Source organism: Caenimonas koreensis DSM 17982 (genome assembly GCF_009646335.1).
In the GTDB taxonomy this organism is placed as follows: Bacteria; Pseudomonadota; Gammaproteobacteria; order Burkholderiales; family Burkholderiaceae_C; genus Ramlibacter; species Ramlibacter koreensis.
On record NZ_WJBU01000001.1, the window covers coordinates 361,832 to 377,186 of the forward strand.

The following is a 15,355-nucleotide window of genomic DNA, read 5'->3' on the forward strand; positions in this document are numbered from 1 at the left end:
GGCTTACTGCAGATCGAACACTGCGATCGACTCCACATGCGCCGTGTGCGGGAACATGTTCACCACGCCAGCGGCGGAACAGCGGTAGCCAGCCTGATGCACGAGCAGGCCGGCATCGCGCGCGAGCGTCGCCGGATTGCAGCTCACGTAGACGATGCGTTTCGGCGGCTGCCACGCGCCGCGCATCTGGGGCTGCGCATGCAGCTCGGCCAGCGCTTTGACCAGCGCGAATGCACCTTCGCGCGGTGGATCGACCAGCCAGCGGTCGGCGAATCCATCTGCCACCAGCAGCTCGGGCGTCATTTCGAACAGATTGCGCGCGGCGAACTCGACCTTGCCGAACGGCGCTTGTGCGCGAGCAGCGGCGCGGTTGCACTCAAGGTTCTCGCGTGAACGGGCGACCAGCGACTCGCTGCCCTCGATGCCCAGCACCTCACCGGCCATCGTCGCGATAGGCAGCGTGAAGTTGCCCAGGCCACAAAACCAGTCGATCACACGCTCTTGCCTCGTCGCACCCAGAAATCTCAGTGCGCGCGACACCAGAACGCGATTGATGTGCGGATTGACCTGCGTGAAGTCCGTCGGCTTGAAAGGCATCGTGATGCCGTATTCGGGCAACGCGTACGACAGTGCCCGCACAGGCGTATCCAGCAGCTTGACCGTGTCCGGCCCCTTCGCCTGCAGCCACCACTGGACGCCGATATCGGCATGCTGCGCCGCAAAGGCGCGAAGCTTGGCGATGTCGCCTTCACTGAGCGGTTCAAGGTGGCGCAACACCAGCGCTGTGACGTCGTCACCGCAGGCCAGTTCGATCTGCGGGCAAGTCTCGATCGCATCCATGGAGCCGATCAGGGCACGAAGCGGCAGCAGCAAGTCACTCACGTGCTGCGGAATGACGTGGCACTCGCGCATGTCGGCGACGTAGCGGCTCTTGCGCTCGTGAAAGCCGATCAGCACAGCGCCCTTCTTGTGTACATGCCGCACTGAAAAGCGGGCGCGCCAGCGATAGCCCCACGCCGGCCCCTCTATAGGGCGCACGACCATGTCGGCCTTGACCTTCGCGAGATGCCACAGGTTGTCCTCAAGAACACGCTGCTTGCTGGCCACTTGCGCGCCCACATGCAGATGCTGCATCTTGCAGCCGCCGCACGCGCCGTCGTGAAGGCCGAAGTGCGGGCACTGCGGGCGCACGCGCTGCGATGACTCGCGATGCATCTCGGTGAGCGTGGCCTGTTCCCAGTTGTTCTTGCGCCGGTTCACACGGGCACTCACCACTTCGAAGGGCAAGGCACCTTCGATGAAGACAACTTTGCCGTCTGCCCGCCGTGCGACACCTTGCGCCTCAAGGTCGAGGCCATCGACGCGCAGCCAGCCCTCGGGCAAGGCCAGACTCGTCATTTCAGGCAAGGCCGGACCTGTCGCCTCCGGCAAGGCCGGGGCTTTCAATTCAATTTCGACTTCTTCTGACATGCCCCGATTGTCTCAGGGCGCAAGCAACGCCTTTTGCCGGCTCACGCCCAGGCGGCAAGATACTCACTCCAATGCGGCTCGAACTGCGCGAGCTCGCCGAGCGTTTGCTTGACCATCGCGATTTCCTGTTCGTACTCGGCCTCGGTCAGCCCGCCGCGCATCTTCTGGAAGCGGCAATAAACGAGATACGTGTTCATCACGTCCGTCTCGCAGTAGCGGCGAATCTCCTCAAGCTTGCCTTCAAGGAACGCCGGGTACACCTGCGAGCCGTCCATGCCGAGCTTTCCCGGAAAGCCGCACAGCTTGGCCATCGCATCAAGGGGGGCATTGTTCTTGGGCTGGTACAGCGCCAACAGGTCCATCAGGTCGAGGTGCCGCATGTGATAGCGGCTGATGTAGTTGTTCCACTTGTGCTCGCGGTCGTCCTCGCCCATGTCCCAGTACTTCGGTGCTGTCACGCCGTGGCGCAGGCCCCGGTAATGCAGCACGGGAAGATCGAACCCGCCACCGTTCCAGCTCACAAGTTGCGGCGCCTTCTGCTCCACCGTCTTGAAAAACGTCTGGATCACTTTGCCTTCGCTCGCATTGTCGCGATCGACAAACGAGTGGATCTTCAAGCCCTCGGCATTGCGAAACACACAGCTGATGACCAGCACGCGCTGCAGGTGCAGTGGGGTGAAGTCGCTCTGCCCGCGTTCCTTGCGCTCGGCAAGCCACGCGGCGTAAACATCGGCGTCGCTGGTGGAGGCGGCCTCACTGCGCAGTGCACGAAGACCTGCAATATCGGGAATGGATTCAATGTCGAAAACGAGTACAGGCCAGCTCATGCGGCCACTGTAGCAGGCCCTAAAACAGCGCCGCCTTGTCGATGCCGCTGCGCATCACGTGCCGTTTGAGTTTGACCATCGCCTCGTTCTGGATCTGGCGGATGCGCTCGCGCGTGAGGCCCAGGCGTTCACTCAACACCTCAAGCGTCTCGGGCTCGCGGTCGTGCAGGCCGAAGCGGCCTTCAAGAACTTCCTTCTCGCGGCTCGACAGCACGTCAATCCAGTTGTCGAGCAAGCGGCCGACTTCATGACTGTGCGTCACCCCCGGTGGGTCCATCGTCACTTCATCAGCCATGGAGTCGCCGAGCGTGCGCGCGTCCTCTGACAGGTCCATCGCAGCGTCGAGCGACTTCGGCGTCTCGGCCATGGCAAGAAGCTCTGACACTTCCTGCACATCGCGCCCGAGCAGTGCAGCGATGTCGTCCACGCGCACGCCCTCGCCTTCGCCAGTGTTGCGCTCAAGAGCAAAGGCAGGATCGGCTTGCAGCGTCCTGCGTGCGCGCAGCACCTGCTGCAGCTCGCGCACGATATGGACCGGCAGGCGGATCACCCGGCCCTGATTCATCACTGCGCGCTCGACCGACTGGCGAATCCACCAGGTGGCGTAGGTCGAAAACCGAAAGCCGCGTTCAGGCTCGAATTTGTCGATCGCATGCATCAGGCCCAGGTTGCCTTCTTCGATCAGGTCCGACAGCGGGACGCCGCGGCCCAGATACGCCTTGGCGATACTGACGACCAGCCGCAGGTTGTGCTCGATCATGGATTGGCGCGCTGCGAAGTCGCCTGAGCGTGCACGCGTGGCCGTCTCGAACTCTTCCTGCGCCGTGAACAGCTCCGTCTTGCGGATGTCGCGCAGATAGAGCGTCAGCGTGTCGCTGGAGTCGTCGGCGAATGCGGTGGACGTGGCGGAAGGCGCAACGGATGGTTCATCCGCAATTGCATCGGGCGCAGGCGGAGCAGCAGGTTCACTGTGCCCGTTGCGCTTTTTCATGACTACCTGGCCGGAAGGTACTTGGCTGGATCGACCGGCTTGCCCTGTCGACGAATCTCGAAGTGCAGCTTGACCCGGTCAGCGTCGCTGCTGCCCATCTCGGCAATCTTCTGGCCCTTGCGCACCGACTGGTCTTCCTTCACGAGCAACGCCTGGTTGTGTGCGTAAGCAGAAAGATAGGTGTTGTTGTGCTTGAGGATGATCAGGTTGCCATAGCCACGCAGGCCTGCGCCGGCATACACCACCTTGCCGTCGGCAGAGGCAAGCACTGCATCACCCGGCTTGCCCGTGATGTCGAGCCCCTTGTTGCGCTGTTCGTCAAAACCCGCGATCACGGACGTGCCCGCAGCCGTCGGCCATGCCCACGGTACTTCGTCATCGCCGGCCGTCGCAGCCGGGGTTGGCGCTGCGGATGCTACCGGTGGAACACTGGCCACCACCGAGCCCGAGGAAGCAGGCCTGGGTGCACTGGCAGCGGACGCTGGCGCACTGGCAAGCGGCACAGCCGAGCCCGTTACGACCGGCCGCGACGTCGCAACGCCGCTATCGGTCGTCGCAGCCACGGGCGGCACGACGCGAAGCACTTGCCCCACTTCGATCACGTTGGGGTTCTCGATGTTGTTCCAGCGCGCAATGTCGCGCCAGTTCTGGCCCGTTTCCAGCGCGATGCGAATGAGCGTGTCGCCCGCGTGCACCGTGTAGTAACCCGGCTTGCCCGCGTTCTCTGATCCTGGCAAGCCCGCGCGCGGAACCTCGACAGGAACAACTGCGCTCGATGGTGCGCGCATTGAAGAGCTTCTGTCTTCCACGGGCGCAGGTGCGCGCGATGAAGATGCGCAGCCAGCAAGCACTGATACCGCCAATGCCACTGCCGTCATCCAGGTTGCGCGCAACTCAAGCATCTTTTCTCTTTCGTTCATTCGTTCAAGCGATGCCCGATTTTAGGGGGACAAAGTGAACCGCCTCAAGCACAGTTTGTTTCAATTCGCGAGGCGTTTTCTCAAGCACGACAAGGGCCTGTTTGCCATTGGCCATGACCGTCGGTGCAACGATGCGCCCACCCACCGCCAATTGATCCACCCACGCCTGCGGGATGGCCTCGCCGCCTGCGGCTGCGATGATGCCCGCGTACGGCGCGCCCTTGGCATAACCCACCATGCCGTCACCAAAGAGCAAATGCACATTCGCCAGCCGAAAGGCCCGCAGGTTTTCGCGTGCCTTCTCATGCAGGCCACGAAGGCGTTCGATGCTGTACACCTCAGTGGCGACCACGCTCAACACCGCCGCCTGGTAGCCGCATCCGGTGCCGATTTCCAGCACGCGGCCCAGCTTGCCTGATGGCTCCTTCTTCGCGCCCAACAGCAACTCGATCATGCGTGCGACAACGTTCGGCTTGGAGATCGTCTGACCAAGGCCAATCGGCAGGCTGGTGTCTTCGTAAGCCTGGTTCACAAGTGCGCTATCAACGAAGCGATGGCGCTCAATTGCACCCATCGCTGCGAGCACTTGCGCATCGGTGATGCCCTGCGCTGCCAGCTTCTGCACCATGCGCGCACGCACTGCTTGCGAATCAAGGCCAATGCCGCCCGGTGATAGTGCTGTGCCCACCGGCTTCGCTCGCACCGGCCGCGCCTGCGCCGGCCCCAGGTCGAGGCGTGCAGGAAAGCCCGGCCGCTTGATCATCAGCCAAGCGCCTTTGCAGCTTGCGACCATGCGGCCAGCGCGGTGTGGTCGGTAAGGTCAACCTGCAGCGGCGTTATCGACACGTGGCCTTGCGCCGTGGCATGGAAGTCAGTGCCTTCGGCGCCGTCTTTCGCTGCGCCTGCATTGCCGATCCAGTACATCGTCTCGCCGTGCGGGCTCGACTGCGGAATCACCTTTTCTGCAGCGTGACGGCGCCCCAGCCTGCAAACCTTGAACGGCTTCAATTCGTCGTACGGCAGATTCGGGATATTCACGTTCAGCAGCCACACCTGCTGATCGGCCAGGTGCTTTTCGATCACCAGCCGGACGAGGTCGCGTGCCTTGCGCGCGGCCGAATCGATATGTGCCCAGCCCTTCTGGGTTTGCGAGAACGCAATGGCCGGCACACCGAACAGGTAGCCCTCCATTGCCGCGCCGACAGTGCCCGAATAAATCGTGTCGTCGCCCATGTTGGCGCCATTGTTGATGCCGCTGACGACCAGGTCGGGCTTGTAGCCGAGATACCCGGTGAGCGCGACATGCACGCAGTCTGCGGGCGTGCCGTTGACGTAGTGAAAGCCCAGGTGCGACTTGTGAACATACAGCGGCGTGTGCAGCGATAGTGCGTTCGATTTCGCGCTGTTGTTGTGCTCGGGTGCAATGACCTGGACGTCGCCCAGGTCATGAATCGCTTCGTACAAGGCTGCCAGGCCCGGCGCCTGGTAGCCGTCGTCATTGGAGAGTAGGATTTTCATTGGGGGGTTTCGCTGCGATTGTAGGACTGCATGAGCTCGCCTCGTCGCGGCTGGGACATTGGGGCTGCGCGCGCAGGCCTATGATTTGCGCCAACCGAACAAGCAGGAACTTCACATGCATGCATGGCTTTGCGAGAACCCCGTTGGCGTCGATGCGCTTCAATGGAAAGAGATCCCCACGCCGCAGCCCAAGGCAAGCGAAGTACTCATCGAGATCAAGGCCGCGAGCCTGAACTTTCCTGACCTGCTCATCGTGCAGAACAAGTACCAGATGAAGCCGGCCCTGCCCTTCGTCCCGGGCTCCGAATACGCAGGTGTTGTCGCAGCGGTGGGCGAAGGCGTCACCCATCTCAAGGTCGGCCAGAGTGTTGCGTGCCTTTCGGGCACGGGCGGCTTCGGCACCCACACCATCGCACCGGCCGCGCTGTGCATGCCACTGCCGCCGGGCTTCCCGCATGTCGATGCGGCCGCCTTCATCATGATCTACGCGACATCGCATCATGCGCTGGTCGACCGCGGCCAGCTCAAGGCCGGTGAGACCGTGCTGGTGCTGGGCGCAGCGGGCGGAGTCGGCACGGCAGCCATCCAGATCGCGAAGACGCTTGGCGCCCGAGTGATCGCCGCCGCCTCGACCGACGAAAAGTGCGAACTGTGCAAGTCGATCGGCGCGGACGCCACCATCAACTACACGAAAGAATCGCTGCGCGATGCGATCAAGGCGGCAACAGATGGCAAAGGCCCCGACGTCATCTACGACTCCGTCGGCGGCGACTTCGCTGAACCTGCCTTCCGCTCCATTGCGTGGCGTGGCCGCTACCTTGTCGTGGGCTTTGCCTCCGGACCGATTCCCTCGCTGCCATTGAACCTGACACTGCTCAAGGGCGCTTCGCTGGTCGGCGTGTTCTGGGGCGATTTCGCGCGGCGAGAGCCCAAGGCCAACGCCGCGATGATGGCCGAGCTGGCTGGCTGGTACGCACAGGGCAAGATCAAGCCGGTGATCGACAGCACCATGCCCATGTCCGAGCTCAAGGCGGCCTACGCCCACATGGGCTCGCGCGGCGTCAAGGGCAAGCTCGTGATGGTGAACTGAGGCCGAAGGCCACCGCGCCCGCCAGTGCGCGAGTGCGACCCGCTATAATCACGGCCAATACGGTGGCTGTAGCTCAGTTGGTAGAGTCCAGGATTGTGATTCCTGTTGTCGTGGGTTCGAGCCCCATCAGCCACCCCAGAAAATGAAAAAAGCCCGCAACGAAAGTTGCGGGCTTTTTGTTTGGTCGAGCCGGAAGGTTCAGCGCATCAATGGTGCGAGTCAGTTCAACGCCTCAGGCCCTTCCGTCGGCGCGGGCTTGGGCACCTTGATCTGCACTTTCAGCCGCTCTTTGAGCAAGTTGAAGTAAGCCACCGTCTCAGCGGACGACCACCACTGCGCGTACTGGTCGCGCTCGCGCTTGGCGGCCTCAGGCGTCGGCGTGTCACGCGCGAGCACCTTCGTGACCTTGACGACCACGTAGCCGCCGGCACCCAGCTCTACGCCCGTCCAGGAAGGCAGCGTGACAGGGTCGGTGCGCATGGCTGCATCGACCACCGCGGGCAGCATCTGCCCAGGTTCCTGGCGCGAGATGACAACGGCCGGCTGCATCTGCGCCTTCGCTGGATCAGCTTTCCAGGCGGCGAGGCGCTTGATGCCCTCTTCCTTCGCCAGCTCTGCAGCGCGCGTCTCGATCAGGCGGTCACGCACCTTGTCTTTCACATCGGCGAATGGGAGCGTGCGTGCAGGTGTGTACTGCGAAATCCGGCCCGACACCATCACGCCGGGCGCAATCTCCATGGCTTCGGTATTGCGCTTCTTCGCGGTGCTGTCCGGCGAGAACAAAGCGGCGAGGAACTTCGGATTGGCGAGCGGGCCGGTGGCATTGGGGGCGGGGGTTCTTGCAACACCAGTGGCCGTCTTGATCTCCAGCTTGAGTTTGTCAGCCGCGGGCTTGAGGCTGTCCGCCTGCTCGTAGACGAGGTTCGTGAACGAATCGGCCGCCGCGCCGAACTGCTGCTGCGCCTGCTGCTTCTTCAGGTCACCTTCGAGCTCGGCTTTCATCTCGTCGTACGTCTTCTGCTTGGACTCCTTGATGTCCGTCAGCTTGATGACATGGAAGCCGAAATCCGACTCGACGGGGCCAACGATGTCGCCCTTTTTCATCGAGAACGCAGCGTCTTCGAACGGCTTGACCATCGCGCCGCGCGTGAAGAAGTCCAGGTCGCCGCCATTGGCGCCGGAGCCCTTGTCGTCCGAATTCTTCTTGGCCAGCTCTGCAAAGCTCTCGGGGTTCTTCTTCACGGCTGCCAGCAGCTCTTCGGCCTTGGCCTTCGCCTTGGCACGGTCAGCAGCTGGCGCCGCCTTGTCCACCCCCACGAGAATATGGCTGGCGCGGCGCTCTTCGGCCCTGGTGTTCTTGGCGATGTTCTGCTCGTAGTAGCTCTTGAGGTCCGCCTCATTGACGGAAATCCCCTTCTTGACCGTATCCAGATCAAGCACGACGTATTCGACGCTCGCCTGCTCGGGCGCCTGGAACATCGATGGGTTGGCCTTGTAGAAAGCATCCAGGTCGGCATCGGTCGGCTTGACGCGCTCGGCGAAGTCCGCCGGAGCAAAGCGCGTGATCTGCACTTCGCGCTTCTCGAAGAAGGCATTGACGGTGGGCGCAGCTTGTGCAACGGTCGCGAAGCTCGAATTGCCCACGCCTGCGAGCAGCTGGCGGGCCGACAGGTCCGCGCGCACCTCGGCTTCGAACATTTCAGGGGTCTGGCCGCGTTGCGCGACCAACGCGCGATACCTTGCCATGTCGAGCTTGCCGTCGGCGCCGCGCAGCGATGCGATCGCCGGATTCGACTGCAGCTCGCGCGCCAGCCGCTGGTCTGTCGTCATGAGGTGTGCGTTGCCAGCGGCTGCGGAGACCACGCGGTCGCGGATCATGCGTTCAAGCGTGGCGTACCTCGCGCTCGGTGAGTCGAGCAGCTTGATGTCGATCTGCGGCATGCGCTGGCGAATGCGCTCGACTTCCTGCTTGTGGGCTGCATCCCATTCGGCCTGGGTGATGCCAACGCCATCGACCTTGGCGACCACCTCGCCCTTGTCCTGCATGCTGTTGTAGCCACTGACGCCGACGACCAGAAATGAAGGCACGATCAGCAGGAACAGCAGGAACTGCATGACCTTCATGTGCTTGCGAACGAAATCGAACATGCGCTACCCGAGAGTCTTTAAAAAAATAAAAAGGCGAACAAGTTGTTCGCCTTCGCTTCGCCATGCGGCGTGTGGTGGGTGCTGACGGACTCGAACCGCCGACCTACGCCGTGTAAAGGCGCTGCTCTACCAACTGAGCTAAGCACCCCACCTTGACAGCATTGCGTCTCAGTTCAGCGCATCCTTGAGCGCCTTGCCGGGACGGAACTTCGGAACCTTGGCTGCCTTGATTTTAATCGCTGCGCCAGTGCGGGGGTTGCGACCACTGCGCGCGGCCCGTTTGCCGACAGCGAATGTGCCAAAACCAACCAGTGAAACAGAGCCACCTTTTTTCAGTGTTGTCTTGACGGCGCCGATCATCGATTCCAGCGCGCGCGTGGCGGCGGCCTTCGAGATATCGGCATTCTTTGCGATGTGCTCAATCAGTTCGGTCTTGTTCACAAGAGGCCCCTCGTAGAGAGAAGTTGTTGCAGAAATGTCTCTTCAAAAATTGAAGTCTCCCTATCGTGGCCGGTGACCATGCACGGGCTGGGCGCAGACGATGGAGGGAGACTCTTTCTTTGGGTTCGCGGCTCTTGCAAAGCCACCGAATGATTAAAGCTATGGGACCATAGCGTGTCAATAAGGCGGGCAGCTTTACAACAGGGCGGCTGCGGATTCTAGTCGGTCTGCAGCGCAAACGGCCCGCCGCTGCCGCCCATTTTTATGCGGCACTGCGCCAATTTCATGGTGCAGAAAACGATTGCCTCTTACAGCGCTTGAGCAATGGCGCGGCCGAGGTCCGTGGTGCTGGCCTTGCCGCCGATATCGCCCGTGCGCGGTGCGCCACTGCCGGGCTCGAGCACACGTTCGATCGCCCGCAGCACGGCGTCGTGCGCATCCTTGTGCCCCAGGAACTCCAGCATCATCGCGCCGCACCAGATCTGCCCGATCGGGTTGGCAAGGTTACGCCCGGCAATATCTGGCGCCGATCCATGCACTGGCTCGAACAATGACGGGAATTTGCGGTCAGGGTTGAGGTTGGCGCTGGGCGCAATGCCGATCGTGCCCGTGCACGCCGGGCCAAGATCGCTGAGGATGTCGCCAAAGAGATTGCTGGCCACGACCACGTCGAAGAAATCGGGGCGCTGCACGAAATGGGCGCTGAGGATGTCGATGTGGAACTTGTCCACCAGCACCTGCGGATAGTGCTTTGACATCTCGACAACGCGCTCATCCCAATAGGGCATGGTGATGGCGATGCCGTTCGATTTGGTGGCGCTCGTCAGGTGCTTCTTCGGCCGCTTCATCGCGAGCTCGAATGCGAACTTCAGCACACGATCCACGCCAATGCGCGACATCACGGTTTCCTGCATGACGATCTCGCGCTCGGTGCCCGGATACATGCGCCCGCCGATCGACGAGTATTCGCCTTCGGTGTTCTCGCGCACGATATACATGTCGATCTCACCAGGCTGGCGCGGGCTGCCGTCGCGCCGCACAACGGGCGCAATGATGCCGGGCATGAGCCTCGCGGGCCGCAGGTTCACGTACTGGTCGAACTCGCGGCGAAACAAAAGGAGCGAGCCCCACAGCGAAATGTGATCCGGAATTTTTTCGGGCCAGCCGACCGCACCGAAGTACAGCGCATCGTGACCGCCGACTTTGTCTTTCCAGTCATCGGGCATCATCTGGCCGTGCTTCTCGAAGTAGTCCCAGCTCGCGAAGTCGAAGTGGTCAAACTCAAGGTCGATGCCGAACTTGCTCGCCGCCGCTTCCATCACGCGAATGCCCTCGGGCATGGTTTCCTTGCCGATGCCGTCACCGGGAATCACCGCAATACGCTTCTTGCTCATGGTGTCAACTCCTTGAAGAATTCAGATGCTTCGCGCAAGAGCAGGCCGGGCGCCTCCTCTGCAATGTAATGGCCACACGGCAGCGCCGCCCCGCTGACCTGGCTCGCACGCTCGCGCCAGAGCTGCAGCACATCAAACGACGCGCCTACCGCCCCATGCTCGCCCCACAGGACGCGCAGCGGCTGCTCGATGCGGCGCCCGCCCGCAATGTCGGCCCGGTCGTGTTCCAGGTCGATGCCGGCGCTGGCGCGATAGTCGCCGCAAATCCCGGTTGAGCTGCCAGCGATCGAGATGCAGCGCTCGTATTCGGCGAGCGCTTGTGGCGCGAATGCGGCCAGCCCGGCGTGACGCTTGCCCATCACGCTGCGCAAGTAGCGCACCGGGTCGGATTCGATCAGCGCCTCGGGCAGCGGCGGTGGTTGCACCAGGAAGAACCAGTGCCAATACGCGGTCGCAAACGCCAGCGATGTGTGCTCGTACATGCCGAGCGTCGGCGCGATGTCAAGCAGCATCATCCGCTCGACGGCGTGCGGATGATCGGCAGCGAGCCGGTGAGCCACGCGCGCACCGCGATCATGGGCCAGCACGCAGAAGCGGCCAAAACCTTGCGAGTGCATCACTGCGATGGCATCGAGCGCCATCTCGCGCTTGCTATAGGCGACACTGCCATCGCCAGGCTCCGGGCGAGCTGAATCGCCATAGCCGCGAAGGTCCATCATCACGACAGTGTGGTGCTGCGCGAGATCAGGCGCGACGCGGTGCCACATCACGTGTGATTGCGGATGGCCGTGCAGCAGCAGCAAAGGCGGGCCAGTGCCGCCGCGCCGCGCGTTCAGGCGAACATCGCCACGCACCACCTCGAACCTCTCAAACGAGTCGAGCACGTGCCTCTACCCCCGCGCGGGCGGTGAAGGTGGCGCACGCACCACCAGGCTGACACCGACAGCCGTGAGCGCCATGCCCACGACCGTGAACGCCGTGATCGGTTCGCCGAAGAGCACAGCCGCCATCACGGCTGTACAGGGCGGCACAAGATAGAGCAGGCTGGTCACGGCCGTGGCCGCACCGCGCTGGATCAGCAGGTAGAGCAACGAACTGCCGCCCAGTGTCAGCGCCAGCACCGACCAGGCCATGGCGCCGATCATCTCGCCTTGCCAGTCAATCGCTTCGGTTTCCATCAGTGCCAACGGCAGCGTGACGACGAACGCGGCAGCAAGCTGGACAAAGCTCGCGGCGCGCACGTCGCAGGGTTTGAGGAAGCGCTTCTGATAGAGCGTGCCGGCTGTGATGCTGAACAGCGCGATGGTTGCAGCCATGACATTGGCGCTCGATATCTCGCCGATGCCCAGCTTTTGCCAGACCACCAATGCCAGGCCGGCAAACCCCAGCGCGAGACCGCCCCATTGACGCGAGGCAACTGCACCACCGCGAGACGACACCCACACGGCGGTCAATACCGGCTGCAACCCGACCAGCAACGCTGCAAGACCCGCTCCCATGCCCATCTTCACGGCAGCCCACACGCCACCCAGATAGCCGGCATGCATCAGCACCCCGGTCACGGCCAGGTGGAAGAACTGGTTGCGGTCGACCGGCGGCTTCGCGCGCGCGAGCCACGCCCACACCGCGAAGCACACCACAGAAAACAGGTAGCGCAGCGCCAGGAATTTCATGGGCGGCGAATGCGGCATCCCGTAGCGCGCGACGATAAAACCGGTGCTCCAGATCAGGACAAAAACGACGGGCATCGCGCGTATGAGCGCCGCCTGCCTTGAGGCTGTGGTCATCGGTGAAACATGGCCTTACTTCACGCGTTGCCTGATTTCGGGCAGTGCCTTTTGCAGGTAGTACACCATCGACCACACGGTAAGGATTGCGGAGATCCAGATCAGCCACGTGCCCCAGACGCCCGTGTCGATCAGGCCGAACAGCCGCCCGTCGAACAGCAGGAACGGGATGGCCACCATCTGCACCGTGGTCTTGACTTTGCCGAGCATGTGCACTGCCACGCTTTTGGAGGCGCCGATATGCGCCATCCACTCACGCAACGCAGAGATCGCGATTTCCCGGCCGATGATGATGAGTGCCACAAATACGTCTGCGCGGCGCAAGTGCACGAGCACCAGCAGGGACGCACAGACGAGAAACTTGTCTGCGACCGGATCGAGGAAAGCGCCGAATGCCGACGTCTGGTTGAGCTTGCGGGCCAGATACCCATCGAGCCAGTCCGTCAGGGCAAACACGACAAACATGACGGTGGCCAGCAGGTTCTGCAACTGCGGCTGCAAACCGATATAGAACACGCCGACGATGAAAGGGATCGCCACGATGCGCGTCCAGGTCAGCAGCGTCGGTACCGTGAAAAACATGGCTGATTCTGGCACGACTGTGATGACTGGCCGCGCGGGCCTTGCGCCGCGCTATCGCGCGACCTGGCGGCGCAGCGCGCTTCAGTGCAGCGCGCGATAGATTTCCTCAGCCAGCTCGCGCGAAATGCCTTCCACGCTCGCGATGTCATCCACGCCGGCAGCAGCCACGCCGCGCACGCCGCCGAAGCGCTGCAGCAGCCGCGCGCGCTTTTTGGCGCCAATGCCCGGAATCTCCTCGAGCGAGCTGCCGCCCACACGAACCTTGGCGCGACGCGCGCGCATGCCCGTGATAGCGAAGCGATGCGCTTCGTCGCGAATCTGCGCCACGAGCATCAGCGCGGCCGAGTCCTTGCCCAGGTACACCTTCTCGCGGCCATCGGCAAAAACAAGCTCTTCCAGCCCGACCTTGCGGCCCTCGCCCTTTTCGACACCCACGATCACCGCGAGGTCGAGGCCGAGTTCAGCAAACACTTCGCGCGCCATGCTCACCTGGCCTTTGCCGCCATCGACAAGCACCAGGTCGGGAAGGCGCTGCGCGCTGCCGCCCGCACGCGTTGGCGGTGCGTCCGGTGCGGGGTGTGCCGCAGCGTCGGCTGCTGCATCTGTCGAAGGTTCCGGTGCGGCGGGCGCGGCAACGTCTTGCGCAGGCGTCGCCTCGGGCGAATCGCGTCCGGCTTCCGCCAGCTTGGCATAGCGGCGCATCAGCACCTGGCGCATCGCCGCGTAGTCGTCGCCCGGTGTGATGTCATTGATGTTGTAGCGCCGGTATTCAGCGTTCTGCATCTTGTGGTGGTGGAACACCACGCACGAGGCCTGCGTCGATTCGCCGGCTGTATGCGAGATGTCGAAGCATTCGATGCGGAAGGTGTCGAGCTCGTCGGGCGCGAGGTCCAGTGCCTCAACCAGCGCACGGGTGCGAGCCTGTTGCGAGCCTTCCTCGGCGAGCAGGCGGGCCAGCTGGATCGCAGCGCCCTTTTGCGCCATTTCAAGCCACAGCCTGCGCTGCTCGCGCGGGTTGTGCACAGCGCTGATCTTCACGCCGGTCTGCTCGCTCAACGCGTCCAGCAGCTCGCGGCTCACAGGCTCACTCGTGATCAGCGCGGGCGGCACAGGCACGCCGATGTAGTGCTGTGCGATGAACGCTTCAAGCACGTGCACTTCCACGGGTACTGCCGACGATGCGCCCACACCTTGATCGGCAAGGTCATCAAAATCCTGCACGGCTGCGGCGTCTTCGACGTGGGTCGGAAAGTAAGGCCGGTCACCCAGATGCCGGCCGCCCCGCACCATGGCGAGGTTCACGCAGGCGCGGCCGCCCTGCACCTTCACGGCAAGAATGTCGACGTCCTTGTCGGAATTCGTATCGACCGACTGCTGGTGAAGCACCTTCGACAGCGCGCCGATCTGGTTGCGCAGCTCAGCCGCCTGCTCGAACTCAAGCCTTTCGGCGTGCTGCATCATGCGCGTCTCCAGCGCGGCCAGCACCGACTGCGTCTCGCCGCGCAGGAATGCTTCTGCGTTCGCCACATCGTGCTGGTAGTCGGCAGGCGACACGAGGTTGACGCACGGGCCCGAACACCGCTTGATCTGGTAGAGCAGGCAAGGCCGGGTGCGGTTGGCAAACACCGTGTCTTCACAGGTGCGAAGGCGAAACACCTTCTGCAGCAGCTGGATCGACTCCTTCACCGCCCATGCACTGGGATAGGGGCCGAAGTAGCGGTGCTTGCGATCAACCGAGCCGCGGTAGTAGGCGACCCGTGGGAACACTGAGGCCGAAGGCGCTTGCGCGTCGGCCGATTTGTCCGTGCCGAAAATCTTGAGGTAGGGGTAGCTCTTGTCGTCGCGAAACAGGATGTTGTAGCGCGGGTTGAGCGTCTTGATGAGATTGTTTTCAAGCAGCAGCGCCTCTGCCTCGGAGCGCACCACGGTGGTCTCCATCCGCACGATCTTGCCGATCATGTGGCCGATGCGCGTGCCGCCGTGGTTCTTCTGGAAGTAGCTCGACACGCGCTTTTTCAGGTTGCGCGCCTTGCCCACGTAAAGCACGCCACCACTCGCATCGAAGTAGCGGTACACGCCCGGCATCGCGGGAAGCGCAGCCACTTCGGCGAGCAGCTGATCGGAATGGACATCGGACATACAGGCGCTATTGTGGCCAAGTCTGCACCGCCGGCTGGCAGCAGGACA

At 62.9% G+C, this 15,355-nt stretch carries 14 protein-coding genes and 2 tRNA genes; 2 read left to right on the top strand and 14 right to left on the bottom strand.

All coding sequences use genetic code 11. The features are described from left to right. Window positions 1-3: 3 nt before the first annotated feature. From rlmD to surE, 6 genes are read right to left on the bottom strand one after another with little or no spacing between them, the layout of a single operon-like run. Complete coding sequence (rlmD, locus tag GHT07_RS01680) at window positions 4-1,470, bottom strand: 23S rRNA (uracil(1939)-C(5))-methyltransferase RlmD (RefSeq protein ID WP_153583304.1); 1,467 nt, start codon at window positions 1,468-1,470, stop codon at window positions 4-6. Between the two features lie 41 nt (window positions 1,471-1,511). Continuing rightward, entirely contained in the window at window positions 1,512-2,297 is a 786-nt protein-coding gene (locus tag GHT07_RS01685; RefSeq protein WP_153583305.1) for a 3'-5' exonuclease, read from the bottom strand. Window positions 2,298-2,316: 19 nt separating this feature from the next. After that, on the bottom strand, window positions 2,317-3,288 hold the full coding sequence (locus GHT07_RS01690) for a sigma-70 family RNA polymerase sigma factor (RefSeq protein WP_153583306.1): 972 nt from the start codon (window positions 3,286-3,288) through the stop codon (window positions 2,317-2,319). Window positions 3,289-3,290: 2 nt separating this feature from the next. Next, window positions 3,291-4,190 carry a peptidoglycan DD-metalloendopeptidase family protein gene (locus GHT07_RS01695; RefSeq protein ID WP_153583384.1) on the bottom strand — a complete coding sequence of 300 codons (900 nt, stop codon included), beginning with the start codon at window positions 4,188-4,190 and terminating at the stop codon, window positions 3,291-3,293. Window positions 4,191-4,212: 22 nt separating this feature from the next. Further along, the gene (locus GHT07_RS01700) at window positions 4,213-4,971 is read right to left on the bottom strand and encodes a protein-L-isoaspartate(D-aspartate) O-methyltransferase (protein ID WP_153583307.1); all 759 of its coding nucleotides are present in this window, start codon (window positions 4,969-4,971) and stop codon (window positions 4,213-4,215) included. Next, on the bottom strand, window positions 4,971-5,726 hold the full coding sequence (gene surE / locus GHT07_RS01705) for a 5'/3'-nucleotidase SurE (RefSeq protein ID WP_153583308.1): 756 nt from the start codon (window positions 5,724-5,726) through the stop codon (window positions 4,971-4,973). The genes GHT07_RS01700 and surE overlap by 1 nt, the downstream gene beginning before the upstream one ends. A gap of 115 nt (window positions 5,727-5,841) precedes the next feature. Between surE and GHT07_RS01710 the strand changes: the two genes are divergently transcribed. Then, on the top strand, window positions 5,842-6,816 hold the full coding sequence (locus tag GHT07_RS01710; protein ID WP_153583309.1) for an NADPH:quinone oxidoreductase family protein: 975 nt from the start codon (window positions 5,842-5,844) through the stop codon (window positions 6,814-6,816). A 62-nt stretch (window positions 6,817-6,878) separates the two neighbouring features. Further along, window positions 6,879-6,954 (top strand) — tRNA-His (locus GHT07_RS01715). Between the two features lie 81 nt (window positions 6,955-7,035). Here GHT07_RS01715 and GHT07_RS01720 read toward each other — a convergent pair. The 8 genes from GHT07_RS01720 to uvrC all read right to left on the bottom strand — a co-directional run bounded on the left by GHT07_RS01720 (window position 7,036) and on the right by uvrC (window position 15,307). After that, window positions 7,036-8,964 carry a peptidylprolyl isomerase gene (locus GHT07_RS01720; protein ID WP_153583310.1) on the bottom strand — a complete coding sequence of 643 codons (1,929 nt, stop codon included), beginning with the start codon at window positions 8,962-8,964 and terminating at the stop codon, window positions 7,036-7,038. A 72-nt stretch (window positions 8,965-9,036) separates the two neighbouring features. Next, window positions 9,037-9,112, bottom strand: a tRNA-Val gene (locus GHT07_RS01725). A gap of 20 nt (window positions 9,113-9,132) precedes the next feature. Beyond that, window positions 9,133-9,405 (bottom strand): HU family DNA-binding protein, encoded by a 273-nt coding sequence (locus GHT07_RS01730; protein ID WP_323740735.1) that lies wholly within the window; start codon window positions 9,403-9,405, stop codon window positions 9,133-9,135. 308 nt (window positions 9,406-9,713) lie between these two features. Next, window positions 9,714-10,799 carry a tartrate dehydrogenase gene (locus GHT07_RS01735; protein ID WP_153583311.1) on the bottom strand — a complete coding sequence of 362 codons (1,086 nt, stop codon included), beginning with the start codon at window positions 10,797-10,799 and terminating at the stop codon, window positions 9,714-9,716. Beyond that, window positions 10,796-11,683 carry an alpha/beta fold hydrolase gene (locus tag GHT07_RS01740; protein WP_323740736.1) on the bottom strand — a complete coding sequence of 296 codons (888 nt, stop codon included), beginning with the start codon at window positions 11,681-11,683 and terminating at the stop codon, window positions 10,796-10,798. Before GHT07_RS01740 ends, GHT07_RS01735 begins: the two co-directional genes overlap by 4 nt. 6 nt (window positions 11,684-11,689) lie before the next feature. Beyond that, on the bottom strand, window positions 11,690-12,586 hold the full coding sequence (locus GHT07_RS01745) for a DMT family transporter (RefSeq protein WP_153583312.1): 897 nt from the start codon (window positions 12,584-12,586) through the stop codon (window positions 11,690-11,692). A gap of 15 nt (window positions 12,587-12,601) precedes the next feature. Beyond that, window positions 12,602-13,168: a CDP-diacylglycerol--glycerol-3-phosphate 3-phosphatidyltransferase gene (gene pgsA / locus GHT07_RS01750; RefSeq protein WP_153583313.1), complete on the bottom strand. Its 567-nt coding sequence runs from the start codon at window positions 13,166-13,168 to the stop codon at window positions 12,602-12,604. Between the two features lie 81 nt (window positions 13,169-13,249). Then, entirely contained in the window at window positions 13,250-15,307 is a 2,058-nt protein-coding gene (gene uvrC, locus GHT07_RS01755) for an excinuclease ABC subunit UvrC (RefSeq protein WP_153583314.1), read from the bottom strand. Between the last annotated feature and the right edge of the window lie 48 nt (window positions 15,308-15,355).